Genomic DNA, 25,187 nt, shown 5'->3' with positions numbered 1-25,187 from the left:
TTTTTTTAGGACTTCGTTCTCCATTTCAAGCCATCTATTCTTTGCTTCCAGAAGCTTGTTCTGGGCTTTTAACCTATCTATCTCTGTAAACTCATCTTCAGATTTGCGTTTGCCTCTTCTATCAATATTTTCTAGAGCGGATTCATTTGCTTAGGAATAATGCATTCGGGGTAGTTGCTTTAGAGGCGGCCTATACCCATGGTGAAGAATGGCTAGACCAATTTTTAGAGTATCTTGAAGGAAATTTAAAGACGTTGACTGAAGGAATTGAAAAGGATATTCCGCATATTAAAATCATTAAGCCCGAAGGCACTTACCTAGTGTGGATGGATTGTCGCGATCTGAATCTTGATCCAAAGCAGCTAAATGATTTTATGATAAACAAAGCAAGACTTGCCCTAGATGACGGTGCTTGGTTCGGTATAGGCGGAAAGGGATTTCAGAGGATCAACCTGGCCTGTCCTAGAGTTTACATTAACGAAGCCCTTGCTCGCCTAAAAAAAGCTGTTGACCGGTTGTGAAATTTTAACATAAAAATTCGCTAGGTTTGCAATAACCCCTTGCTTGAAGCAATAGACTAGCAAGGGGTTTTTGATTAAGGGACTTTTGTGACATTTTTTTCTTAGTAAAAAATTTTTATCACAAAGAGGATTTTTTAACTTTATGTTGAATTATTTTTTTAGGAGTGGTTAGTATGAGGAAAAAAGTTAACAGAGTTTTAGAAAAATACCTTCCTTTAGTGGATTTTATTGCGGGAATTGTGGGGCCAAATTGCGAAGTGGTTTTACATGATTGCAGCAATGTGGACGAATCTATCATAGCAATCAGAAACAATCACATAAGTGGCAGGAAAGTGGGAGGCCCGCTGACCAACTTGGGGTTAAAGCTTTTAAAAGAGGGAAATTATAAAAGCGAGAATTTTCTATTGAACTACCCTAGCAAGTCTCCTGACGGTAAGGATCTGCGTTCTTCTACATATTTCATAAAGGATGATGAAGGTAAATTAATTGGCATGCTGTGCATAAATATTGACCTAACAGGTCCCCTGGCGGCGAAAGATTTTATCGATGCTTATATTAAATGCGACACTGATAAATCAGAGGACCAAAGTGATTCCAATAATCTTTCAAATATATTAGAAAATCTTAGCCATTCTATTGATGAAATAATTCATTCCACCATAAAAGATACCATAAAGGAGCAAAACATACCACCTGAACGACTTTCGACGGAGGAGAAAATCCACGTTGTCTCTCAGTTAAATGAGAAAGGTATATTTTTGCTCAAAGGTGCAGTATCTTCAGTAGCAAAGATATTAAAGGTGTCAGAAAATACCGTTTATCGGTATTTAAATAAATAATAAAAAAATAAATTGGAGGAATCATAAATGAAAACAGTAATTAAAACAAATCAAGCACCGCAAGCAATCGGACCCTATTCTCAGGCCATAATGCTAAACGATTTTTTGTTTGCATCAGGTCAAATAGCCATTGACCCTAGTACAAATGAAATGGTTGAAGGGAATATAGAGGTCCAAACTCATCGGGTAATGAAAAACATTCAAAACATACTTGCAGCTTGTGATATGGATTTTTCAAATGTAGTAAAGACCACAATTTTCTTGACAGATTTAAAAAACTTTGGGTTGGTAAATGATATATATGGTAAGTATTTTACTGAAGAGCCTCCAGCACGTTCCTGTGTTGAAGTTAGCAGTCTCCCGAAAGGAGCCTTAATTGAAATTGAAGTAATAGCCCATAGATAAAAGTCGTTTTTAAATATTAAATTTGGCCAAAGGCTGGAAGGTGAAAATGTCATGGATATAGGCTTAAGGGATATCCAGGAAGCCAGAAATTGCTTGAAAAATGTTGCTTATAAGACTGGACTGGTTTATAATACAACTTTTAGTGAGATGACAGGAAATTACATCTATTTAAAGACAGAAAATCTTCAAAAGACGGGGTCTTTTAAGGTAAGGGGTGCATTTAATAAAATTGCCCACTTATCTGACGAGGAAAAGAGGAATGGAGTTATAGCTTCATCGGCCGGAAACCACGCTCAAGGCGTGGCTATGGCCGCCACTTCATATAAAATAAAATCAACTATAGTGATGCCTAAACATGCGCCTCTCTCAAAAATTTCCGCTACTAAAAGCTATGGCGCGGAAGTTGTACTTCACGGTGAAATATATGATGAGGCATATGAGAAGGCTAAGGAAATCCAGCGAGAAACCGGCGCTACATTTGTGCATCCATTTAACGACCCTTACGTGATAGCAGGTCAAGGCACTATAGGGCTTGAAATCATGGAAGATTTACCTGATGTAGATATGATTGTTGTCCCAATTGGTGGAGGTGGACTAATATCCGGTATTGCAATTGCTGTAAAAAGCATAAATCCTAATGTGAAGATTATTGGCGTTCAGACAGAAAATGTACCCTCTATTGTTAAATCCATTTCCGAAAATCATGTATCTACTGTTGACGGCAAGCCTACTATAGCAGACGGGATAGCAGTTAAAACCCCGGGTGAGATTACTTTTAATATAATAAAGGAATACGTAGATGATGTGGTTACTGTTGGGGAAGATGAAATAGCAAATTCAATCCTGCTTTTACTGGAGCGTGCTAAAGTTATTTCTGAAGGAGCAGGAGCAGCTTCGCTAGCTGCTGTTCTAAACCGATTGGATAATATCAAGAATAAAAAGATAGTTGCCCTTATAAGCGGTGGCAATATTGATGTAAATATGTTGTCAAGGATAATTGATAAAGGGCTTGTAAAAAGTGGCAGAAAGATAATAGTCCGTACTATCATTGAGGACAGGCCTGGAACCCTTGGTAAGTTGCTTAATTTGGTTGCTGGAACAGGGGCAAATGTTTTATCCGTTTTGCATAATCGCTCTACCGCCGACCTTCCCATAGGGTATGCAAATGTGGAGTTAGAACTTGAAACAGTTAATGAAGAACATGTGGAAAAAATAAAACAGCTTTTAAGTTTCGAAAACTATAATTACAAATTGCTGTAAATGCAGGTATAAGCATTGAGTTCCTAAAAATTACAATATTAAGGAGTTGATCCTGTTGAAGATTAACAACTTAGGATTATTGCCAAGACTAGTGATTGCCATCGTTTTGGGAATTCTCATAGGTCAATTTACACCAGCACCTGTGGTAAGATTACTTGCTACTTTTAATTCTATTTTTGGAGCTTTTCTGGGATTTGTTATACCGCTTATAATAGTAGGATTTGTGGCACCAGGTATTGCTGAACTTGGTGCCGGTGCCGGTAAACTTTTAGGTATTACGACAGCAATAGCCTATATATCCACTTTAATAAGCGGATTTTTTGCCTTCGGTGTCTCTACTAGCATTCTTCCTAAACTGATCCACGTAAACGCCCAATTTGCTGCAACAAATCCTGAGGAAGCCCTATTGGCGCCATTTTTTCAAATCGAGATGCCGCCGCTTTTTGGCGTAATGTCAGCTCTAATCATAGCTTTTATATTGGGTATAGGAATGGCTGCACTGAAAGAAAAAACAATATATAATTTCATGAACGAGTTTCAAAAAATCGTGCAGATGGTTATTGTTAAGGTTATAATTCCCCTTTTACCGTTTCATATAGCAGGTATTTTTGCCAATATGACATATGCAGGTGAAGTTGCTAGAATTTTATCGGTATTTGGAAAGGTATTTGTTATTGTAATAGCCATGCACCTTATTATCATACTATTTCAGTTTACAATAGCTTGCTTATATAGTGGAAAGAGTGTAATTTCCGCGTTAAAAAATCAGATTCCTGGCTATTTAACAGCTATTGGAACACAGTCTTCTGCCGCTACAATTCCTGTTAATTTACAGTGTGCAGAAAGAAATGGCGTTTCTAAAGGAATTCGTGAGTTCGTAGTTCCCCTTTGCGCAACTGTTCATTTATCTGGAAGTACCATTACACTGACAACATGCGCTATTGCTGTTATGATGCTAAACGGTATGCCTGTTACTTTATCTCAAATGGCCGGCTTCATTTTTATGTTAGGTGTTACAATGGTAGCTGCACCTGGTGTACCTGGCGGTGCAGTAATGGCAGCCCTTGGTATCTTACAAAGCATGTTAGGATTTAACGATGCTCAGCAGGCACTGATGATAGCCCTCTATTTAGCTCAGGATAGTTTCGGAACGGCATGCAATGTTTCCGGTGATAATGCCATAGCCATTATTGTAGATAAAATATCAGGCTCAGATAGGAACTTACAAAAAGCATAAGTCTTGTTCATTAAGTTGATTAATCAACAAAAAGCTGCGGCAAAATTACCGCAGCTTTTTAGTTTACGTGTAACTTATTATCTTAATTAATAATGTAGTTATATATAATTAGTATAGAATTGCCACAATTACGGTGAAAGATTTTAGACTTTTCACAACAGTTTTGACACCGTATAATCTTAATTAAAGGAGGTTTTACAACTTAATGGACGAGCGCTGTGCACAGCTCCTAAGTCAAATCATGTCAGCAGGTTATCCTGTAAAAATATCAGAATTAGCTAGGGCTTTTAACGTATCTTCAAGGACAATCCGATACGATTTAGATAAAATTGACGACTTCCTTAAGGACAATGGATTGCCACAATTGACGCGTAAGCCAGGTTCAGGAATATGGTATTCGCCTACATATTATCAGAAGCTAAAGATTTTAAAATTAATTGAATCCATCAGCAGTTATAATTATGTTCTAACTCCAGAAGAGAGAAAGAAGATGATTTTGACTGAACTATTTCAGGCAAAAGATTTTACAACTATTGATGACATGGCGAGGTTGCTTTCTGTAAGTCGAGGTACTGTAATAAATGACTTAAAAGAAGTTAGAAAATGGCTTACTACATATCATTTAAAACTCGACTCATTACCTCGCTTTGGCATAAAAATAACAGGTTCGGAAAAGGATATGCGCCGGGCTGTTGTATCTCTGCTATCTGAAAATATTGAAGTTGAAAAGGCGCTAAATTTAATAAAAGCTCCCCTAAACCGCAGGTTGAATGTAGTTACGGAAAGACAGCTTAAAAAGCTTTTTCAGGATTTGGAAATATCCCCCATAGAGGAAGCTATTCGGTTAGCAGAAAAACAGTTAAAAACCACTTTTACCGATAGTGCATACTCAGGGTTAATAATTCACCTTGCCCTTGCCATAAAACGCATTCAGCTAGGCAAAAACATAGTTATGCCGCAAGAGGAGCTATCGAAACTTAAGCCCACAAAAGAATTTGCTGTGGCATCCAGTATGGCGGCTCAACTAGAGGAAAAATACAATATAAAAATTCCAACTGCCGAGATTGGCTATATCACCATACATTTATTAGGAGGTAAGGTAACAGAATCAGATATATTTTCCAATCAGAACTGGATAAGGCTACAAATTTTAACTGACGAAATTATAAAAAACATTGGAAGAAAACTTAATGTAAATTTCCTGGCAGATGGAGAACTGTACAGTGGGCTGCTAAAACATTTGGAACCCACCGTGTATCGCTTAAAGCATGGCCTTCCATTAAAAAATCCAATTTTGAAGGAGATAAAAAACAACTATAGCAGCATATTTGAAGTTGTAAAAAGTTCAATAAGGTCTTTAGAGGATTATGTGGGTTCAAAGATACCAGATGAAGAAATAGGATTCATTACCATTCACATTGGTGCAGCTTTAGAGAGGAATAAAGTGGCAAAAAGCCATATATACAAAGCCGTAGTAGTTTGCGGTACAGGTGTTGGGACTGCAAAACTTTTATCTTCGAGAGTAACAAGTAAATTCCCAAATATTAATATCTTGGCAACGTTATCTAGTCGACAAGTAAAAGATTTTGTCAAGGACAAAGAAGTAGATATTATTATCTCAACAGTCCCAGTAGATTGTAAAAACATACCACAAATAATTGTAAATCCATTACTGCTTGAAGAAGATGTGGCTAAACTATATAAATATTTAAGCGCAAATACGCCGAAAAATTCTGGTATTAGCTATGCATTGATAAATGACCTCCTTAAAGTAATTCAGAAAAATTGCGTTATCAATAATCGGGACCAATTAATAAAAGAAATTTCAGAGTTACTAAATCATGCAAATTATGCGGAATCGAAGGGAGTTGCGCAACCGGTGTTAAAAGATTTGTTGACTGAAAAAACTATAAAGCTAAATGTTAAGGCAAGTAACTGGGAAGAAGCTATAAGAATTGGAGGTGAGTTGCTGGTAAAGAACGATTTTGTGGAGCCTCGGTATGTGGAGGCTATGATAAAGAACGTCAAGGAAATGGGACCATATATCGTAATAGCTCCGGGAATAGCAATGCCCCATGCCAGGCCCGAAGATGGTGTAAAACAGGTATGTATGAGTTTGATAACACTTGAAGAACCTGTTGTCTTTGATAATAAGGAATCAGTAAAACTTGTTTTGGCATTTGGGGCAACAGACCATCATACCCATCTGCAAGCACTTTCAGATTTAATGAAACTTTTTTCTAACAGCTCTTATTTAGAATCTATTTTACAAGCTTCAGAGACAAAAGTGGTAACAGATGTGATTCAACTTTCTACTAGCGAAAACAATAGCATGTAAAAGTAAGGAGTGAATTCAATGAAAATATTAACAGTCTGTGGTCTAGGTCAAGGAAGTAGTTTAATTTTACGCATGAATGTAGAAAGTGTTTTAAAAGAAATGGGTATCAAAGCTGATGTTGACAATTCTGATGTAAGCACCGCCTTATTTTCAAAACCAGATGTTATTATAACCAATAAAGAACTAGCTGAAAACCTAAAAGACTCCACAGTTCCAGTAGTTATCGTAAAGAACTATTTTGACAAAAACGAAATAAGAGAAGCGTTACAAGAATTTTTAAAATAATAAAAGGGGGTTTTGTCAGTGAACCTTGTTTTTTGGATTGCTACGAATATTTTAGGTCAACCGGCTATCCTGATAGGCCTTATAGTATTGCTGGGGTTGGTTCTTCAGAAAAAAACTTTAAGTCAAATTATGACAGGGACTTTTAAAGCTGTAATCGGATTTATGATAATTAACGGTGGTGCCGGAATCATAGTAAATGCCTTAAATGTTTTCCAACCCTTGTGGAAAGAGGTTTTCGGTCTTGAGGCCCAGGAGCTTGGACAGTTTTTGGGACAACAGGTGTTCGGACAACAATTTGGCTCTGCTGTTACCCTTGCCATGGTAATTGGCTTTTTGGTCAATGTCTTATTGGCTAAATTTACCAAATGGAATTATATTTATCTGACAGGTCATATGATGTTTTGGACTGCTATGATTTTTGCAGGAATAATAATAAACACTGTGGGGACCGAAATAGCAACTTGGAAGTTGATAGTATTTTTATCACTGTTCCTCGGTTTATATTGGACTCTACAGCCAGCTCTTACACAGCCCATAATGCGCAGAATAACCGGTGGGGACCAAATTGCACTTGGCCATACGAGCGCATCAGTAGCATTGCTTGGAGCATTTTTTGGAAAGGTATTCGGAAATAGGGAGCAGGATTCAGAATCTATGCAGTTGCCTAAGGGCTTGGAGTTTTTACGAGATTCAAATGTTATCATAGCGCTTATTATGTCTGCTTTGTATCTAATAGGTGCATTGATACTCTTGGCAAAACCGGAAACGCCGGCGATTGCAGAATTAAAAGCTCTTGCCGGAGATCAAAACTTTGCCATATTCTCACTGATTCAAGCATTCCAATTTGCCAGTGGTATCGCCATAGTCTTGTTCGGCGTTAGAATGCTTGTTGGAGAAATTGTACCGGCATTTAAAGGTTTGGCGGATACAATTGTACCCAACGCAAAACCTGCCCTTGACTGTCCCATAGTATATCCCTATGCTCCTACAGCGTCAATATTAGGTTTCGTGGGCTCCTTCGTAGGTGCGCTTATATGGCTGGTAGTTTTGGGTAAAACCGTAGGATACGTATTTGTGCCTACCATGATAGTGCTGTTCTTCCATTCAGCCACTGCAGGAGTTTTCGGCAATGCTACAGGAGGAGTAAGAGGTGCTTTGATTGCGGGATTCGTCACGGCCACGGTTGTGGCTTGGGGCCAGTATATGATGGTCACGTTCTTGATTAATTCTACCATTCCGGATACGGCCATGTGGGCTGCGGACAGTGATATGTTTATATTAGGGCCGCTGGTGGCTTTGATTAGCAGATTTATATTTTAATAAATATGCATTACACAGTCAGGTGGTGCCAAAATTTTCGGCACTACCTGATACTTTTAAAAGGGAAAGGAGTAAATTAAGTTGACCTTTGTTAGAACAGTAAATGGAGATATAAAACCTGAAGAACTGGGCTTTACATACTCCCACGAACATATTGTATGTATTCCACCCTATTGGCAGGAGAAAAATGAAGATGACTTACTCCTTGATGATGAGAATAAATCACTGAAAGATGTTATGGACTTTAAAAATGCCGGCGGAAATTCTATTGTAGATGCAACTGCTGTAGACTATGGCAGAGATGTGGAAGCGGTAAAGAGGATTTCTGAAAAGACCGGAGTTAAAATAATAGCTACTGCAGGGTTTAATAAAGGCTTTCTGTGGAATGCAAAACTAAAGGGCAATCTCAAACAGATAGTGGGCAATTATGAAACTTACGGTGAATGGATAGAGAAGGCAACGGTAAACGAGCTTGCCCAATATGTAATTAGTGAAATTGAAGAAGGCCTTGAAGGCACAAACATTCGAGGCGGGCAGTTAAAATTCGGTACGGGTTACAACTCCATTTCTCCCCTTGAAGTCAAAACCATTAAAGCCGTGGCAATTGCCCATAAAGAAACTAAAGCACCCATTCACAGTCACACGGAAGCGGGCACCATGGCTTTAGAACAGATAGAAATATTAAAAAAAGAAGGCGTAAAGTTAGAATGCGTATCTTTTGGGCATATGGACCGGAACCTTGATCCCTATTATCACGTGCAGATTGCCAAAACGGGGGCATTTTTGTGTTTCGACGGCATTGGGAAGATAAAATACGCCACCGAAAGTGCTAGGATAAATGAAATAATCTATCTGGTAAAGCAGGGTTTTAAAGACCAGATCCTAATAAGCGGTGATACTGCAAGAAAGAGTTACTATAAACACTATAATTACGGTTTGGGCCTTGAATACATCATTAAAAAATGGGTGCCAAGGTTTATTGAGGAAGCCGACAGGGCAGGGCTCGACGGGGAAAGTTTAATCAAAGATTTTTTCATAAACAATCCCATGCGCTGCTTTGCGTTTTGCGATTAGCTAGAGGTGATATATATGGAAATGCAAAAGCTGACATATCTTGAGGCTCAGGAACATATCAGGAAAACACCGATAGCCATATTGCCAATTGGTGCCGTGGAGACCCATGGGCCCCATCTGCCTGTAGGCACCGATAATTACTTAGCCGAGCGATTGGCAAGTAAAGTAGCGGAAAGGTTAGATGCTTTGGTTCTGCCCACTTTTGCCTACGGCCAGGTATGGAGCCTGAGAAATGTGCCGCCAAGTATAAACGTGAGCAATCCCCACCTAATAGGAGTTCTCACTGATATAGGGAAGAGTTTATATAAAGCCGGCATACGGTGTTTTGTAATTATAAATTCTCATGTAGGAAATATGGTGGCAATTCAGGAAGCCGCTCGAAAATTGTATGATGAACATCGGGATATGAAGGTGTTCTACTTTATGTATCCGGGAACGGCTGAGGTTATAGAGGAGCTTCGAGAATCTAGGCCCATGCCCGGCGGATACTTTCATGCCTGTGAAATAGAGACTTCATACATGTTATATCTTGCGCCGGAATATGTTCAAATGGAAAAAGCTATAGATGACTACCCCAAGTTGCCTGAAGATTTTCAGTATACCCCTACTCCCTGGGACCAGATTACCGACACAGTTGTCCTTGGGAGTGCTACCTTTGCAACTAGAGAAAAGGGCCAAAAAATAATCGACACTGCTATTGAAACTATAGTCAGTATACTTAAAAACACACTTAAAAATGTAAGGGGGTAACGAAATGATTGACAATTACCATAAAGCAATACAGGATTTGCTCATAAATATAAAGGAAAAGGAAAAAGAGAAGATAAATTTGGTAGCCGAAAAAGTTGCAAATTCCATTGAAAAAGGCGGTGTGGTGCACTTTTTCGGCGCTGGACATTCACATATTTTATGTGAGGACGTATTTTATAGGGCAGGCGGTCTCGTGCCTATAAACCCCATTTTTGATACGAATTTGATGCTTCACAACGGAGCATTAAGGTCTTCAAAGCTGGAAAGAATGACCGGCTATGCTGAAACTTTTATGAATTCTTTAGATATCAGAGCTGGCGAAATAGTTTTTGTCATATCCACCTCAGGCAGAAACGGCGTTCCTATTGATGTAGCAATACTTGCTAAAGAAAAGGGAGCAGAAGTTGTAGGCATTACTTCTCTGGAATATTCTATGAGCCAACCTTCAAGACACCCATCGGGAAAAAGGCTATTTGAAGTTTGCGACATTTGCATAGACAACCATTGCCCAAAAGGGGATGCCCTGCTTTCGCTAGAAGAATTTGCGGTGCCCTTTGCTCCGGGATCAACCATAGCCGGTGCTTATATAATACAGGCCATATTGTCGACAGCCATAAAGATAATGGTGGATAAAGGTTTCACACCTCCGGTGTTTTTAAGTGGCAACCTGGAGGGCAGTGATGAACACAACAATAAACTCATAGAAAAGTATAAGAATAGGATTATATATTTTAGATGAATGTTTATGGCTGTATACAAACTATTTGCATGAAAAATTTTTGTTGGCAGGCACAAGTTATTCAAGGGCTGCTTTTATTATCTTTATATTTTTTTTATGTTCCTATATTACGGGCTGAAAAGGGGTGTTGTTGGTGTTTGAAGTTATAGCTACAAGTGTAGATGATGCAATAGCTATAGAAAAATACGGCGGCATGAGAATTGAGCTTTCATCAGCTTTATCTGAGATGGGGATAACGCCTAGCTATGCTCTGATAAAAAATGTGGTTGAAAAAGTAAGCCTTCCTATCCATGTGCTTATACGGCCTCATTCCAAGTCCTTTGTTTACAGTGAGCATGATATGCAGGTAATGAAAGAGGATATTGAGATAGCAAAAAAATTGGGAGCTGATGGACTTGTAATAGGGGTTTTAGATGAGTACAATAAAATAGATGAGGAAAAACTTAAAAAGTTGTTGTCTTATGCTGATGACATGGATGTGACGTTTCACAGGGCCATAGATATTACTGAAGATCCAGTAGAAAGTGTGATAACATTATTAAAATACCCCCAAATAAAGCGAATAGTCACGGCTGGTGGAAAGGGCAAAGTTATCGACAATTTAAGTGTCATTAAAAAAATGGTAGAGGCAGCAGAAGATAAGATAGTAATTATGCTGGGCGGTGGCTTAAACAAGGACAATTTGCGATTGGCCATGGAAAGGACCGGAGCCCGGGAGGTACATTTTGGCACAGGGGTCCGGAAAAATTATCACTATACTGGGGTTATAAGCGAGGAATTAATGAAAGCCTGTCTGCTGGCATATAATGATTTTTGCTAATTTAGGTTAAACTCATAAAGTGCTTGAACAATAGCACGATAATGTTTTATTTAAGCTAAAATTCTTTTATGATATAATGCCTCCAAAGTATTCCTAGGAGGTATTTTTGTAACTAAAATCAAAGGAGAATTTTATATGAGATTACTTGTTAAAAATGCCCATGTTATTACACCGTATGAGATTTTACGCAACTATGATTTGGCCGTTGAGAAAAACAAGATTTCCCGTATACTGCCATCTGGTGTATTAGATGAAAGGGACTTTGATGAAATAATTGATGCTGAAGGAAACCATGTTTCACCAGGTTTTATTGATATTCACACTCATGCCAATTCTGGTTTTGATACTATGGATGGGACATTTGAAGCTATTGATGCAATGGCAAGGTTTCATATAAAAAATGGTGTAACCGGATTTTTGACAACCACAATGACTGATTCTACTGAAAACCTGGAAAAAGCTATAAAAAATGTTGCCTCGTACATATCGTTGCAAAGGGGGAAACCTCAAACTTTAGATACTTCTGGCAGCTCTCCCGCAGAAGTTCTGGGCTTGTATCTTGAAGGACCGTATTTTGCCGAGACTAAAAAAGGTGCCCAGTCGCCCAAGTATCTTAAGAATCCTGATATACAAGAACTTACAAAGTTTATTAAACTATCGGAGGGCTCAGTAAAAGTCGTGGCTTTAGCTCCGGAGCTTCCAGGTGCCATGAAGGCTATAAGATTTCTTCGCAGTCAGGGCATAATTGTTTCTGCAGGGCATACAGATGCTGCTTTTGATACGGCAAGGCAAGCCTTTGACTTTGGAGTTACGCAAGTTACTCATGTTTTCAATGGGATGAGAGGCTTTACCCATAGAGAACCCGGTATTTCCGGGGCAGCATTAATTGACGAGAGGGTATACTGTGAAATGATTTGTGACAGTATACATCTACACCCGGGTGCTATGAAACTAGTTGTTAAAGCAAAAGGAAAGGATAAAATCATACTGATATCCGATTCAATGATGGCGGCAGGCCTTTCTGACGGAGAATACACTTTAGGCGGTCAAAAGGTTATTGTAAAGGGAAAAGAAGCGAGACTTTTAGATGGAACGCTGGCAGGTTCAACCTTAACGTTAAATAGAGCCATTTACAATATGGTGCACATGGTGGGAGTTTCGCTAGCTGATGCGGTGCGCATGGCCACATTAAATCCGGCTCGAGCTATCGGAATAGATAAGCAAAAAGGCAGTATTGAAATAGGTAAAGATGCAGATCTCGTTATATTTGATGAAGACCTTAACATTTTAAAAGTGATAAAATCGCTTTAAACCATTTGATTCCAATATGTTAAATATTGTAATTTATATTTATAAAAATATACGACATGTGATATAATTGATAATGAATTTTATGTATTTTAGTAAATATCTCTTTAAATACTAGAAATACTAGGCAATTTATTTAGGAGGAATAATATGGACCTGCAATTAATAGAAAATGAAGTATCAAAAGCAACTGAAGAATTGTTAAGTATTGCGCCGGTGAAAGCAGGTCAGATTCTGGTTGTGGGCTGTAGCACCAGCGAGATTATGGGAGGCAGAATTGGCAAGTCTTCCAGTATGGAAGTTGCTGAGGCTGTAGTGAGGGGAATATATAAAGTTATACCAAAATACAAAGTGAACCTTGCAGCTCAATGTTGTGAACACTTAAACCGCGCTTTGGTTGTTGAAGAAGAAGTTGCAGAAAAATACAACCTGGAAATAGTGTCAGTTGTCCCGGTTATGCATGCAGGAGGTGCCTTTGCTACTGCGGTTAGAGAAAATATGAAAAATCCGGTAGTAGTTGAATTTATAAAAGGCCACTTTGGCCTCGATATCGGCGATACTTTGATAGGCATGCATATAAAACATGTGGCGGTTCCAGTGAGGCTAAGTATTGATAAAATTGGTCAAGCTCATTTGACGGCGGCTAGATACCGTCCAAAATTAATTGGCGGTGCCCGGGCAGTTGCAGCTGAGTGTTTTGAAAAGGTGCGGTCTTAACCGCACCTTATTGCATTTTATTAAATGGCTATACTTTTTAGCACTTCTCCATTGTCAATATTTACAAGTTTTATATTAGAATCTTCGAGAATAGCTATAGAAGGTATGCCGTCTTTTGGAAGGGCACAAGAGCCTGGGTTCAAAAGCACCAGGCCATTCTTTTTCTCAAGCCTTTTCACATGGGTATGGCCTGTTATAAGCAGTTTAATGTTCCATTTTTCGGCGAGGGTAATCAATTCTTCTTCAGAAGCAATATGGCCGTGGGTTATCAGTATTTGAACTTTATCAAGTAATATAAACGCATATGGTGACTGTATGGGAACGGAAAGCACCACCTGGTCTATTGGAGCGTCGCAGTTTCCGGCAGCTGCAATGAAAGGAACTTTTACATTGTTTATGGCATCAGCAAGACCTTTGGGATTATATCCTTCAGGCAATGGATTTCTGGGGCCGTGATACAATATATCCCCGGCGTGAATAATTAGGTCGCAGGAACCTGCGACTTCCATGGCCCTGTTGAAAGCTTCCAAACTTCCATGGGTGTCGCTTAAAATCGCAATTCTCATAGCAGTACCTCCCATTAAGAGATTCCTTTTGTGCATACAACCTCTACGTTTCTTTTAGAGAGCTCCTCTATAAAACGGTCGGGGTCTACGGCTGCTTCCGGAGCAAAAACTCCTTTTCGGGTAATTTCTCCTTTTCCCATCATTAAAGCTCCAATTGCCAAAGGTACACCAGTAAGGTTGTCCATATGATCAGCTGCTTGATAAACCAGGTGCTGTTTTTTGCCATTTAATGTTCCCTTTATATCGACTCGAATACCTGACATGGGAACAGCAGGTTTTTGAATCTTTTCAAGTATGGGAAGTAAAGTTTTTAACACTTTCCCTAAGGCCTGTTTTCTGCCAGTAGTGCTGGTCAGGCCTAATTTGGCAACAATTATGGCCAATGTATTGAGATAACTTTCCTTAAGACCGCCTTTTAATGTAACTGTTTTAACTCTTGGTATGTACAGCGGCAGAGTAACCGGTTCGGGATGGCCTAGATGATACATATCCACATAACCTAAAGGCTCTATAAACTCCACTCTTTCTTTTTCGCTGCCTGCGGGGATTTCTACTTTCTTGCCGTTTATAAAGCTGGTAATCTTGCCGGTAAAAATATGAATCGTATGAAGGGTTACGGCAAGGCCTGTAGCATCATTAGCGCTGCCTGCCCAATAGATATTGATTTCTTCAACTTCATCTAATTGATCTGCACCTTTTCGAGCAAGAATGTTGCTAATGCCTGGGGTCCAGCCCAAGCCCGTTAATATACTCAAGCCCAGTTTTTTTGCCTCCTCATCCAGGGGCAAAATACTCTCTGTTGCATCATAGTCATCGCAAATGCTTACATAATTGACTTTAGCCGTCATTGCGGCTTTTACTGCCACCTTTTCATATTTATAAAAAGGTCCCATTGCGCTTGCTACTACATCCATGCCATGCATAACTTTAACCAAAGTATCCGGCTTATTTGCATCTATGTAAACTGCTTTGACCTTTTTGCCAAGTTCTGATGCTAGTTTTTCAGCAGCTTTTATGTTAATGTCGGCGATTATAAGCTCTGTAACTTCTTCTTTTGTTGCAAGATCTCTTACAGCGCGACTGCCCATATCACCGGCGCCGCCTAACACTACGACCCTCATAATTTATCTCCTTTCTAAAAAAACCATATATGTATTTATTATACAACAAATTTGTAAAAGCATGTGATTTTTTATAAGCTTTAAATAAAAGAGATGTTTAGCAAAGTTCAATTGCAATTACAACCGAGTGGGCTGCGTCTAAAATTAAAAACAGGGGTCGGGCACAAGGAGCCGCAAAGCTTTAAAATGTGCGCTTCTGAAAAGACGCACATTATTTTGCGTTATTTTTAGCTTTTTGATATAGTATTGTTAGTATAATTATCAGATTTTACAGAAGAAAACCAATAATGCAGAGTGACAACCAGTCACTCATTTTATTATATAATTTATGTAGGGTACATAATAAAATCAAATAAGGTAGTGATTGTATGCAAAAAATAGATGAAAAAAGACTTATAAGTAAAGCTTTAGCTGCTATGGAAAATGCTTATGCACCTTATTCAAACTTTCCAGTTGGGGCTTGTGCATTAACTTCTGATGGAGAAGAAATAATGGGCTGCAATATAGAAAACGCTTCATACGGCCTTTCAATGTGTGCTGAGCGTGTTGCTTTGTTTAAAGCTCATTCGGAAGGGAAAAAGGATATTGTGGCATTAGCTGTAGCAGCAAAGGTAGATGAACCGGTATCTCCATGTGGGGCTTGTCGGCAGGTAATTTTGGAACTTGCACCTAAAGCAACTGTGTATCTTTCAAATAAGGATGGCTCCAAAGTAAAGAAAATGACTCCTGAAGAATTATTGCCCTATGGTTTTACTCTGTAGTTGAGGAAAAGGTAACGACACCTTACCCAAAGGCAAACCTTTTAACGAGAACGTCATCTTGTAACAAAGTTCATCAATTATAGGAAAGACAACGACACCTCACCCTGAAATCAATGCCTGTTGTTCTAAAGCTTGGCGCTGCGCTTCGCGGGGTTTCGCAGGCAATTCGGCATCCTGCCGAGTGCCTGCCAGCGTGCATCCTGCACGCTGCCCCCGCTTCACTTGCTCCAAACTTAAGAACAACAACGTCATTGCTAAAAGGGTTCGTTTGTCGTTATCTTTTCGATAATTTAAGAGAACCTTCTGACAAATAAGGTTCTTGGTAAAATTCTTTTGGAAAATGTACAGACATCTTAACCAAAGTAGCAAGGAATGTGCTATTGGCTATTTTATAAAAAGGCAGGTGTAGGTATGTTTTTTGTTCCTGAGATAATTGAGAAAAAGAAGCGTGGATTAAAGCTTTCCAAGGAAGAAATTGATTTTATAGTAAATGGCTATGTAGAGGGAAGCATTCCTGACTATCAAATTTCTGCATTGCTTATGGCTATTTATTTTAGAGGAATGGATGAAGAAGAGACTACCAATTTAACTTTAGCCATGGCCTATTCTGGAGAAATGGTTGATTTATCGCCCATAAGAGGAGTAAAAGTTGATAAGCACTCCACCGGAGGCATCGCGGACACAACTACATTGGTGCTTTTACCACTGGTTTCTTCTGTGGGCGTAAAGGTGGCTAAGATGTCCGGGCGTGGTTTGGGTCATACTGGTGGAACCGTTGACAAGCTGGAATCTATTCCCGGATTTAAATGCGAGCTGGATGGCAAAGACTTCATTGATACGGTAAATACCGTTGGCGCCGCTATAGCAGGTCAGTCCAAAAATTTGGTGCCTGCAGATAAGATGTTATATGCTTTAAGAGATGTGACGGCTACGGTAGATTCAATTCCGTTAATTGCCAGTTCCATAATGAGCAAAAAAATTGCCGGTGGTGCCGATAAAATTATCTTGGACGTTAAATTTGGCAGCGGTGCATTTATGAAAAATTATGAGAATGCGCTGGAATTGGGAAGTTTAATGGTAAAGATCGGTGAACTCGCAGGTCGTGAGACAGTAGCCTACATAACTGATATGGACCAGCCTTTAGGCCTCGCCATCGGTAATAGTATAGAAGTCATAGAAGCAGCAGAGACTTTAAAAGGCAGGGGCCATGAAGATCTGCTTTCCCTATGTTTGGAATTTGGTTCAGAGATGATGGTATTAGCGGAGATTGAAAAGGATAAGAGCAAGGCCCTAGAACGGCTAAAGGCGAGTATAGATTCAGGAAAAGCCCTGGATAAATTCAAGGAGATAATTTCAAGCCAGGGAGGTGAACCAAGAGTTTTAGACGATTATTCACTTTTGCCGAAGGCTAACTTTGAGCTGGAAGTAAGAGCGCAAGCAGATGGCTTCATAAAACAAATCGATGCTATACGATTAGGCCTTGTAAGCATGAAGCTAGGCGCCGGCAGACAGAAAAAAGATGATATTATAGACCCCGCCGTAGGAATATGGATATACAAAAAAGTTAGCGACAAAGTAACGAAAGGCGAATGCATCGCCAAAATCCTGGCAAATGATAAAGAAAAACTCACCTGGGCTGCCGATGAAACAAGGGCTGCTTTTGAGTTTTCAAGCAAGCCCATAGCAAGAAGAAAGGTAATATGGGCAAAAATAACAAAGAGCGGAGTAACCGAGTTATAAAGTATTCCTTTAACATTTGTGTTGATGACGACACCTCACCCTAAAAGCAATCCCTGTTGTTCTGGACTTAGGCCTGCACTGCGCAGTGGTTCGCAGGCAATTTGGCATCCTGCCAAGTGCCTGCCAGCATGCTTCCTGCATGCTGCCACTGCTTCGTTTGGCCCAAGCCCTAGAACAACGACGGTTTTGCTTTAAAGGGTTCGTTTGCCGTCATCAACACAAAGCTAAAAGACTTTGAGAAAGAGGAAGATGAATATCATGATTGAAAGGGTAATTTTGATTGTGTTAGATAGCGTTGGTGTGGGAGAATTGCCGGATGCGGCAAAATATGGTGATGAAGGCAGCAACACTGTTGCCAATGTGGCAAAGGCTGTTGGCGGTCTTTTGCTGCCTAATATGCAAAAAATTGGCCTTGGAAATATCATTGACATAGAAGGGGTTCCCCCGGTAGATTGCACCATAGGTGCCTACGGGAAAGCTGCGGAAAAATCAGCAGGGAAAGACACTACTACAGGTCATTGGGAGCTGGCGGGCGTTATATCCAGCAGGCCATTTCCTCTATACCCGGACGGTTTTCCGCCGGAAATCATAAATGAGTTTGAAAAGAGGATAGGTCGCAAAGTCCTTGGCAACAAGGTGGCATCAGGCACTGAAATAATAAAAGAGTTAGGCGATGAGCACGTGAAAACCGGCTATCCCATTGTATACACTTCGGCTGATTCTGTATTCCAGATAGCTGCCCATGAAGAGGTTATTCCTGTCGAGGAGCTTTACGAAATCTGTAGAATTGCCCGGGAAATACTACAAGGAGAGCATGGAGTAGCTCGCGTCATAGCTCGCCCCTTTATAGGAAAGTCAGGCGAGTATGTAAGGACGTATAATAGAGCAGACTTTTCATTAAAGCCACCCCATGATACATTGCTTGACAACGTAGTAAAGGCCGGCATGGAAGTCTTTGGCGTTGGCAAGATATGGGATATTTTTGCAGGCCAAGGTATAACCAAATCTTTCCACACTGAAGGCAACATGGACGGCGTAGACAAAACCCTCCAGGCTATGGATATGCTAAAGCGAGGTCTGGTCTTTGCTAATCTGGTAGATTACGATATGCTTTACGGACACAGAAACGATTCGGCAGGGTATGCCAGGGCCTTAGAAGATTTTGATAGGCGCTTACCTGAGATAATTGCAAAACTCAAAGAAAATGATGTATTGATAATTACCGCTGACCACGGCTGTGATCCTACCACTGCAAGCACTGACCATTCCAGAGAATATGTGCCAGTATTGATTTATGGTGATATGATAAAAGCAAATGTCAACTTAGGCATATTATCAAGTTTCTCTGACATAGGTCAAACAGTGGCAGATTTTCTTGGCTGTAGCAGCTTAATAAACGGCACAAGCTTTAAGCGCCTTGTTTTAAAGGAAAATTAACAACCTGTATAGTTTTTATTGTGGGTATCCAAACAGCAATATGCATAAAGGGAGTGTCTTTATGTCTAATTTGAATGAAGTAGTTCGAGCAGTTGAATATATAAAACAAAGAATAGATTTCGTGCCAGAAGTTGGAATAATATTGGGCAGCGGTTTGGGAAATTTCGTTGACGAAATTGAAAACAAGTCTGTTTTACCCTACGCCGATATTCCAGGTTTTCCAGTTTCTACAGTGAAAGGTCATGCTGGAAATCTGATATTTGGAAAAGTGCATAGGAAAAATGTAGTGGCAATGCAGGGGCGCTTTCACCTTTACGAAGGTTATCCCATATCAAAGGTCGTTTTAGGGGTAAGAGTGATGGGACTTTTAGGAATCAAAACCCTTTTTGTAACAAATGCTGCTGGTGGCGTAAACGAGGCTTTTGCCCCCGGTGACCTTATGGTAATAAGAGATCACATCAATCTTTCTGGCGAGAACCCTGCTATAGGTGAAGAAATTCCCCAATTTGGCCCCAGATTTTTTGATATGACCTATGCTTATGACACGGAACTTATCCAAAAAGCCAAAAAAGTATATGAGCAAAATGGTATTCCTTACAGAGAAGGAGTGTACGCCTTCTTGAAAGGTCCCAGCTATGAAACCCCTGCTGAAATAAAAATGCTTTCAATTATGGGCGCTGATGCTGTAGGCATGTCAACTGTTCCCGAAGTTATTGCAGCAAGACAAATGAATATACGGGTTTTTGGGGTATCCTGTATAACTAATATGGCTGCGGGAATTTCAAAAACCAAGCTTTCACATCAAGAGGTTGTTGAGACTTCTAATAAAGTGAAATCAAGCTTTACCAAGATAATTACTGATATGGTGAGGGAACTGTAAAACTGGAAAAGTATAGTTTTTTAGATTGAAAGCAGGAAAACAGCTTTTGCATGTAGAAAAAAATAAGGCACTTTAAATATATGAAAGTAAAAGGTGTTAAGTTATAAAATACTGTTATTATGGTATAATGTTGTTGGCATTTTTAGCTGGGAGGTGAAGATTAGTGAAAGATGTAATCATAATAACCGACAGCTCCTGTGATCTCCCTGAGGAATTTATAAATGAGTATCCCATAAAAGTTATGCCTATGCCGGTTTCTGTAAAAGACAATCCAGATATGGATATTTCACATTTAACAATTAAAGAATTTTACGATGCTATGAGAAGGGGCGAGATTTTGCCAACCACTTCTCAAGTAGTGGTTACTGCTTTTATGCAGTGCTTTGAAGAATGTATTAATAATAATCAGATTCCATTGGTTCTTGGTCTTTCTTCAAAGCTCACCAGCAGCTTTGAATCGGCGCTACTAGCAAAAGAGAATATGCAATTTAAAGAAGCAGTAGTCATTGATACAAAATGTGCCAGTTTGGGATTGGGAATGGTAGTTTTAAAAGCTGCTAAAATGGCAAAAGAAGGTAGAAGTATAGAAGAAATTACTGAGGAAATAACTAATTATGCTTTACATATGGAACACATTTTTACCGTTGATTCTTTAGAACATCTAAAGCGCGGAGGGCGAATTTCCGCGGCTCAGGCCTTCGTTGGGGGATTGCTCAACATAAAACCTATTTTGCACTTTGTTGACGGAGCGATTCAACCTTTGGAGAAGGTCAGGGGACGTAAAAATGTTGTAAAGCGAATGGTAGAAATCATGGCCCAAAGGGTAAAAAATCCGGAAAACCAGATTGTAGGCATAAGCCATGGTGACAACGAAGAACTGGCCATGGAGCTTGCTGACGCAATTAAAGAAGAGTTTAAAGTTAAAGATATTATCATGTCATGGATTGGACCGGTAGTTGGATCTCATGCAGGACCTGGCACTGTGGCCTTATTTTTCCAGAATGCATAATCTTAGATTGTCTCCTAAGGCAGGCATATATTTTAAAAAGCCTTGCTTTATAGGAGACTATTATTTTGTTTTCTACAATAATATATATATTATTGAAATATTGACGCAAAATGTAGAAAACGATAAAATGTATACAAAAAACATAAACTTTAAAAGCGTAATTGTAAGATATTATGACACTATTTAGAAAATGACAAAAAACGCAGTTGTGTAGAAAAACTAATACTATTGTGTTATAATTATTCTCAAGTGAATAGTTTTATTAAGAAAATTATTTTACAAATCTACAAAGGGTTTTAAACTTTGTAGGATGTTTTTTGTCTTAAAAAGTGACAAAAATCACTTAAATAACGCTTAAACAATAAGGCTCTAGAGCCTTTATATATTGTTTTAAATAAAAATAAAGGAGAGGAAGAAACAATGGCAAAAGTTATGAAGTCCATGGACGGTAACACTGCTGCCGCTCATATAGCGTATGCTTTTACCGATGTGGCTGCAATCTACCCAATAACTCCGTCGTCGCCAATGGCAGAAGCTGTTGATGAGTGGAGTGCCCATGGAAGAAAAAATATTTTTGGGCAGCAGGTTAAAGTCGTGGAAATGCAATCTGAAGCGGGAGCTGCAGGAACTGTACACGGTTCATTGGCAGCCGGTGCACTTACAACCACCTTTACGGCATCCCAAGGATTGCTGCTAATGATTCCAAATATGTACAAAATAGCAGGTGAATTATTACCTGGTGTATTTCATGTCAGTGCAAGAGCTGTTGCAGGACATGCTCTTTCAATTTTTGGAGACCATTCAGATGTTATGGCATGCCGCCAAACCGGTTTTGCAATGCTAGCTTCCGGCAGTGTCCAGGAAGTAATGGATTTGGCTGGTGTGGCACACCTGTCAGCAATAAAAGGTAGAGTGCCATTTTTGCACTTCTTTGATGGTTTTAGAACATCTCATGAAATCCAGAAGATAGAAGTTCTTGACTATGATGATTTGGCAAAATTAGTAGACTATGATGCAGTTAGAGAATTTAGAAAGAGAGCGTTAAATCCAGAGCATCCTGTAACTCGCGGCACAGCTCAAAACCCAGATATATTCTTCCAGGCAAAAGAAGCTGCAAATCCATTCTATCTTGCCATTCCTCAAGTAGTGGAAGAATATATGAATGAAATCAATAAACTTACCGGCCGCAATTACAAACTGTTTAACTATTATGGCCATCCCGAAGCTGAGCGAGTAATCGTAGCTATGGGTTCAGTTTGTGAAACCATCGAAGAAACTGTCGATTACTTAGTGGCTCAGGGCGAAAAAGTAGGCGTACTGAGAGTTCACCTGTTCAGACCTTTCTCCATAAAGCATTTCCTTGCTGAAATGCCTAAGACAGTCAAGAAGATAGCCGTACTTGATAGGACGAAAGAGCCAGGTTCTTTAGGCGAACCATTGTACCAAGATGTATGCACCGTATATTTTGAAAAAGAAGATAGGCCCGTAATAGTAGGCGGTCGCTATGGTCTTGGCTCGAAAGATACAACACCTACACACATTAAGGCAGTCTTTGATAACTTAAAAGCTGATTCACCTAAGAACCACTTTACAGTAGGCATTGTAGATGATGTGACAAATTATTCACTTCCAATAGGTGAACATATTGACACAACTCCCGAAGGAACCACATGCTGCAAATTCTGGGGCTTTGGTTCAGACGGAACTGTAGGTGCCAACAAGAGTGCTATCAAGATCATCGGTGACAACACAGATATGTATGCACAGGCATATTTCTCTTATGACTCTAAAAAATCCGGTGGAGTTACAGTTTCACACTTGCGCTTTGGTCATAAGCCAATTCGCTCAACCTACTTAATCGATAAAGCAGACTTTATTGCTTGCCATAATCCTGCATATATCGGGAAATACGATGTTTTAGCAGGTCTCAAAGATGGCGGCACATTCCTGCTGAATTGTCAGTGGTCTAAGGAAGAATTAGATGAAAAACTTCCCGCATCCGTTAAAAACTATCTTGCAAAACACAATATCAACTTCTACATCATCAATGCAGTAGATATAGCCCAAGAAATAGGTCTTGGCGGGAGAATAAATATGATAATGCAGGCTGCATTTTTCAAACTTGCAAATATCATCCCCATCGATGAAGCAGTAAAACATCTAAAAGACGCTATAGTAAAATCCTATGGCCATAAAGGTGAAAAGGTTGTCAATATGAACTACCTGGCTGTAGACAAGGGTATTGAAGCCCTGCAGAAAGTAGAAGTGCCTGCAGCTTGGGCTGATGCAAAAGATGAAGCTGCTGCTACAGCAACTGATGTACCTGAATTTATCAGGGATATCGCTGATGTAATGAATCGCCAGGAAGGCGACAAGTTGCCTGTAAGTGCTTTTGTAGGCCGTGAAGATGGCACCTTCCCAATGGGCACCGCTAGATATGAAAAACGGGGTATTGCCGTAAATGTTCCCGAATGGCAGCCTGAATCATGTATACAGTGTAATCAGTGTTCTTACGTATGTCCGCATGCGGTAATTAGGCCATTCTTGCTAAATGAAGAAGAGGTTAAGAATGCTCCTGAAGCTTTTGTATCAAAGAAAGCAACTGGTAAAGGCTTTGACGGCCTAAACTTCCGCATACAGGTAAGTCCTTTAGATTGCACCGGTTGCGGAGTTTGCGCAAAAACCTGTCCAGCAAAGCAAAAGGCATTGATTATGAAACCTTTAGAGACTCAGCTTGATCAGGTTGAGTGCTGGGATTATGCAATGAAACTTTCACCGAAAGAAAATCCAATGGATAAAAACACGGTCAAAGGCAGTCAGTTTGAACAGCCATTGCTGGAGTTCTCCGGTGCATGTGCGGGCTGTGGTGAAACACCGTATGCAAAGCTCATAACACAGCTGTTTGGCGATAGAATGATGATTGCCAATGCCACAGGTTGTTCATCCATCTGGGGTGGCAGTGCGCCGTCAACACCGTACTGCACAAATAAAGACGGGCACGGACCTTCATGGGCTAACTCCCTCTTTGAGGACAACGCAGAGTTTGGCTTAGGTATGTATTTGGCTGTCAAACAAATTCGCGAGAAATTAGCTTCATACATGAGAAAAGCTTTGGAATTGAACATTCCGGAAGAATTAAAGGATGCCTTCAAACTGTGGCTTGACAACATGAACGATGCTAAGACAACTAAACTTGCAGCTGCTAAAATAGTTCCAATACTTGAAGGCTACAAAGCTGACGATGCAGAAACTCAAAAGCTCTTAGATGAAATACTTGACATGAAGGAATACATTGTGAAGAAATCCCAGTGGATATTTGGCGGCGACGGTTGGGCATATGACATAGGCTTTGGCGGTCTTGACCATGTGCTGGCTTCCGGCGAAGATGTAAATATCTTGGTGTTTGATACTGAAGTTTACTCAAATACCGGCGGTCAATCTTCAAAAGCTACGCCAACCGCTGCTGTTGCTCAGTTTGCAGCTGCAGGAAAGAATACTAAGAAGAAAGACTTGGGTCGCATAGCCATGACTTATGGTTATGTATACGTAGCTCAGGTGGCTATGGGAGCCAACCAGAACCAGCTCATCAAAGCATTAATCGAAGCTGAAAGTTATCCCGGCCCATCCCTTATTATTGCTTATGCTCCATGTATCAACCACGGTATAAAAGGCGGTATGTCTAACAGTCAGCTTAGACAAAAAGAGGCTGTGGAAGCTGGTTATTGGCATCTGTATAGGTACAATCCGATGCTTAAGAAAGAAGGCAAGAATCCGTTTATACTCGACTCAAAAGCACCTACTGCCGATTTCAAAGAGTTCTTAATGGGTGAAGTGCGCTACTCAGCTCTTAAAAACACCTTCCCAGAAAAGGCCGATGAGCTCTTTGAAAAAGCAGCAAAAGATGCCGAAGAACGCTATGAAACTTATAAAAAGCTGGCCGAAATGTAAAGATAAACCACGCTTTTATACACAAAGCACCAATCCATTTTGGATTGGTGCTTTTCTAATGGATTAATATATAAGAAAAGCCCGTCTTTTGTGAACTGCCCCCTGTCAAGTA

22 protein-coding genes are annotated in these 25,187 nt (G+C 39.8%); 20 read left to right on the top strand and 2 right to left on the bottom strand.

All coding sequences use genetic code 11. From position 1 onward, the window contains the following. The first annotated feature begins 146 nt into the window (after positions 1–146). The 14 genes from JT739_RS04460 (at position 147) to JT739_RS04395 (ending at position 13,613) form a co-directional block, all read left to right on the top strand. Positions 147–521, top strand: a complete 375-nt coding sequence (locus JT739_RS04460; RefSeq protein ID WP_237659898.1) for an aminotransferase class I/II-fold pyridoxal phosphate-dependent enzyme — start codon at positions 147–149, stop codon at positions 519–521. A gap of 173 nt (positions 522–694) precedes the next feature. Continuing rightward, complete coding sequence (locus tag JT739_RS04455; RefSeq protein WP_237659897.1) at positions 695–1,360, top strand: transcriptional regulator; 666 nt, start codon at positions 695–697, stop codon at positions 1,358–1,360. A gap of 27 nt (positions 1,361–1,387) precedes the next feature. Beyond that, positions 1,388–1,765 (top strand): RidA family protein, encoded by a 378-nt coding sequence (locus JT739_RS04450; protein WP_237659896.1) that lies wholly within the window; start codon positions 1,388–1,390, stop codon positions 1,763–1,765. Positions 1,766–1,816: 51 nt separating this feature from the next. Continuing rightward, positions 1,817–3,025, top strand: coding sequence for a threonine ammonia-lyase (gene ilvA, locus JT739_RS04445; protein WP_237659895.1), 1,209 nt, complete (start codon positions 1,817–1,819; stop codon positions 3,023–3,025). A 61-nt stretch (positions 3,026–3,086) separates the two neighbouring features. Then, positions 3,087–4,262 carry a dicarboxylate/amino acid:cation symporter gene (locus JT739_RS04440; protein ID WP_370642576.1) on the top strand — a complete coding sequence of 392 codons (1,176 nt, stop codon included), beginning with the start codon at positions 3,087–3,089 and terminating at the stop codon, positions 4,260–4,262. Between the two features lie 205 nt (positions 4,263–4,467). Then, entirely contained in the window at positions 4,468–6,600 is a 2,133-nt protein-coding gene (locus tag JT739_RS04435) for a BglG family transcription antiterminator (protein WP_237659893.1), read from the top strand. A gap of 18 nt (positions 6,601–6,618) precedes the next feature. After that, positions 6,619–6,885 (top strand): PTS sugar transporter subunit IIB, encoded by a 267-nt coding sequence (locus JT739_RS04430; RefSeq protein ID WP_237659892.1) that lies wholly within the window; start codon positions 6,619–6,621, stop codon positions 6,883–6,885. Positions 6,886–6,903: 18 nt separating this feature from the next. Beyond that, positions 6,904–8,205 carry a PTS ascorbate transporter subunit IIC gene (locus tag JT739_RS04425; protein ID WP_237659891.1) on the top strand — a complete coding sequence of 434 codons (1,302 nt, stop codon included), beginning with the start codon at positions 6,904–6,906 and terminating at the stop codon, positions 8,203–8,205. An 81-nt stretch (positions 8,206–8,286) separates the two neighbouring features. Next, positions 8,287–9,279, top strand: coding sequence for a phosphotriesterase (locus JT739_RS04420; protein ID WP_237659890.1), 993 nt, complete (start codon positions 8,287–8,289; stop codon positions 9,277–9,279). A 15-nt stretch (positions 9,280–9,294) separates the two neighbouring features. Continuing rightward, the gene (locus JT739_RS04415) at positions 9,295–10,029 is read left to right on the top strand and encodes a creatininase family protein (RefSeq protein ID WP_237659889.1); all 735 of its coding nucleotides are present in this window, start codon (positions 9,295–9,297) and stop codon (positions 10,027–10,029) included. Positions 10,030–10,033: 4 nt separating this feature from the next. Next, positions 10,034–10,768, top strand: coding sequence for an SIS domain-containing protein (locus tag JT739_RS04410; protein WP_237659888.1), 735 nt, complete (start codon positions 10,034–10,036; stop codon positions 10,766–10,768). A 133-nt stretch (positions 10,769–10,901) separates the two neighbouring features. Then, the gene (locus tag JT739_RS04405) at positions 10,902–11,588 is read left to right on the top strand and encodes a copper homeostasis protein CutC (RefSeq protein WP_237659887.1); all 687 of its coding nucleotides are present in this window, start codon (positions 10,902–10,904) and stop codon (positions 11,586–11,588) included. A gap of 135 nt (positions 11,589–11,723) precedes the next feature. Continuing rightward, entirely contained in the window at positions 11,724–12,899 is a 1,176-nt protein-coding gene (gene nagA / locus JT739_RS04400; RefSeq protein ID WP_237659886.1) for an N-acetylglucosamine-6-phosphate deacetylase, read from the top strand. Between the two features lie 147 nt (positions 12,900–13,046). Continuing rightward, complete coding sequence (locus tag JT739_RS04395) at positions 13,047–13,613, top strand: TIGR01440 family protein (RefSeq protein WP_237659885.1); 567 nt, start codon at positions 13,047–13,049, stop codon at positions 13,611–13,613. Positions 13,614–13,633: 20 nt separating this feature from the next. Here JT739_RS04395 and yfcE read toward each other — a convergent pair whose 3' ends face one another. Together yfcE and JT739_RS04385 are read right to left on the bottom strand one after the other, a co-directional pair. Further along, positions 13,634–14,179 carry a phosphodiesterase gene (yfcE, locus tag JT739_RS04390; RefSeq protein ID WP_237659884.1) on the bottom strand — a complete coding sequence of 182 codons (546 nt, stop codon included), beginning with the start codon at positions 14,177–14,179 and terminating at the stop codon, positions 13,634–13,636. A 14-nt stretch (positions 14,180–14,193) separates the two neighbouring features. After that, positions 14,194–15,300, bottom strand: a complete 1,107-nt coding sequence (locus JT739_RS04385; protein ID WP_237659883.1) for a saccharopine dehydrogenase family protein — start codon at positions 15,298–15,300, stop codon at positions 14,194–14,196. A gap of 368 nt (positions 15,301–15,668) precedes the next feature. On the opposite strand from JT739_RS04385, the gene JT739_RS04380 reads away from it, so the two are divergent. The 6 genes from JT739_RS04380 to nifJ all read left to right on the top strand — a co-directional run bounded on the left by JT739_RS04380 (position 15,669) and on the right by nifJ (position 25,075). Next, positions 15,669–16,061 (top strand): cytidine deaminase, encoded by a 393-nt coding sequence (locus JT739_RS04380; RefSeq protein WP_237659882.1) that lies wholly within the window; start codon positions 15,669–15,671, stop codon positions 16,059–16,061. A 411-nt stretch (positions 16,062–16,472) separates the two neighbouring features. Then, entirely contained in the window at positions 16,473–17,801 is a 1,329-nt protein-coding gene (locus JT739_RS04375) for a pyrimidine-nucleoside phosphorylase (RefSeq protein WP_237659881.1), read from the top strand. A gap of 258 nt (positions 17,802–18,059) precedes the next feature. Further along, entirely contained in the window at positions 18,060–19,238 is a 1,179-nt protein-coding gene (locus JT739_RS04370; protein ID WP_237659880.1) for a phosphopentomutase, read from the top strand. Between the two features lie 61 nt (positions 19,239–19,299). Continuing rightward, a complete protein-coding gene (locus JT739_RS04365; protein WP_237659879.1) occupies positions 19,300–20,118 on the top strand; it encodes a purine-nucleoside phosphorylase in 819 nt (272 codons plus the stop codon). Positions 20,119–20,281: 163 nt separating this feature from the next. After that, positions 20,282–21,127, top strand: coding sequence for a DegV family protein (locus JT739_RS04360; protein ID WP_237659878.1), 846 nt, complete (start codon positions 20,282–20,284; stop codon positions 21,125–21,127). Between the two features lie 420 nt (positions 21,128–21,547). Then, positions 21,548–25,075, top strand: a complete 3,528-nt coding sequence (gene nifJ / locus JT739_RS04355; RefSeq protein ID WP_237659877.1) for a pyruvate:ferredoxin (flavodoxin) oxidoreductase — start codon at positions 21,548–21,550, stop codon at positions 25,073–25,075. Positions 25,076–25,187 lie beyond the last annotated feature (112 nt).

This window comes from Tepidanaerobacter sp. GT38, from assembly GCF_021991635.1.
GTDB lineage: Bacteria > Bacillota > Thermosediminibacteria > Thermosediminibacterales > Tepidanaerobacteraceae > DTU063.
The sequence above is the reverse complement of the archived record's forward strand: the minus strand, read 5'-3'. Positions and strand labels throughout refer to the sequence as shown.

Coding starts and splice junctions, on each gene's coding strand:
- JT739_RS04455 (WP_237659897.1), top strand. CDS start 695: ATGAGGAAAAAAGTTAACAGAGTTTTAGAAAAATACCTTCCTTTAGTG.
- JT739_RS04450 (WP_237659896.1), top strand. CDS start 1,388: ATGAAAACAGTAATTAAAACAAATCAAGCACCGCAAGCAATCGGACCC.
- ilvA (WP_237659895.1), top strand. CDS start 1,817: ATGGATATAGGCTTAAGGGATATCCAGGAAGCCAGAAATTGCTTGAAA.
- JT739_RS04435 (WP_237659893.1), top strand. CDS start 4,468: ATGGACGAGCGCTGTGCACAGCTCCTAAGTCAAATCATGTCAGCAGGT.
- JT739_RS04430 (WP_237659892.1), top strand. CDS start 6,619: ATGAAAATATTAACAGTCTGTGGTCTAGGTCAAGGAAGTAGTTTAATT.
- JT739_RS04415 (WP_237659889.1), top strand. CDS start 9,295: ATGGAAATGCAAAAGCTGACATATCTTGAGGCTCAGGAACATATCAGG.
- JT739_RS04410 (WP_237659888.1), top strand. CDS start 10,034: ATGATTGACAATTACCATAAAGCAATACAGGATTTGCTCATAAATATA.
- nagA (WP_237659886.1), top strand. CDS start 11,724: ATGAGATTACTTGTTAAAAATGCCCATGTTATTACACCGTATGAGATT.
- JT739_RS04395 (WP_237659885.1), top strand. CDS start 13,047: ATGGACCTGCAATTAATAGAAAATGAAGTATCAAAAGCAACTGAAGAA.
- yfcE (WP_237659884.1), bottom strand. CDS start 14,179: ATGAGAATTGCGATTTTAAGCGACACCCATGGAAGTTTGGAAGCTTTC.
- JT739_RS04385 (WP_237659883.1), bottom strand. CDS start 15,300: ATGAGGGTCGTAGTGTTAGGCGGCGCCGGTGATATGGGCAGTCGCGCT.
- JT739_RS04380 (WP_237659882.1), top strand. CDS start 15,669: ATGCAAAAAATAGATGAAAAAAGACTTATAAGTAAAGCTTTAGCTGCT.
- JT739_RS04375 (WP_237659881.1), top strand. CDS start 16,473: ATGTTTTTTGTTCCTGAGATAATTGAGAAAAAGAAGCGTGGATTAAAG.
- JT739_RS04370 (WP_237659880.1), top strand. CDS start 18,060: ATGATTGAAAGGGTAATTTTGATTGTGTTAGATAGCGTTGGTGTGGGA.
- JT739_RS04365 (WP_237659879.1), top strand. CDS start 19,300: ATGTCTAATTTGAATGAAGTAGTTCGAGCAGTTGAATATATAAAACAA.
- nifJ (WP_237659877.1), top strand. CDS start 21,548: ATGGCAAAAGTTATGAAGTCCATGGACGGTAACACTGCTGCCGCTCAT.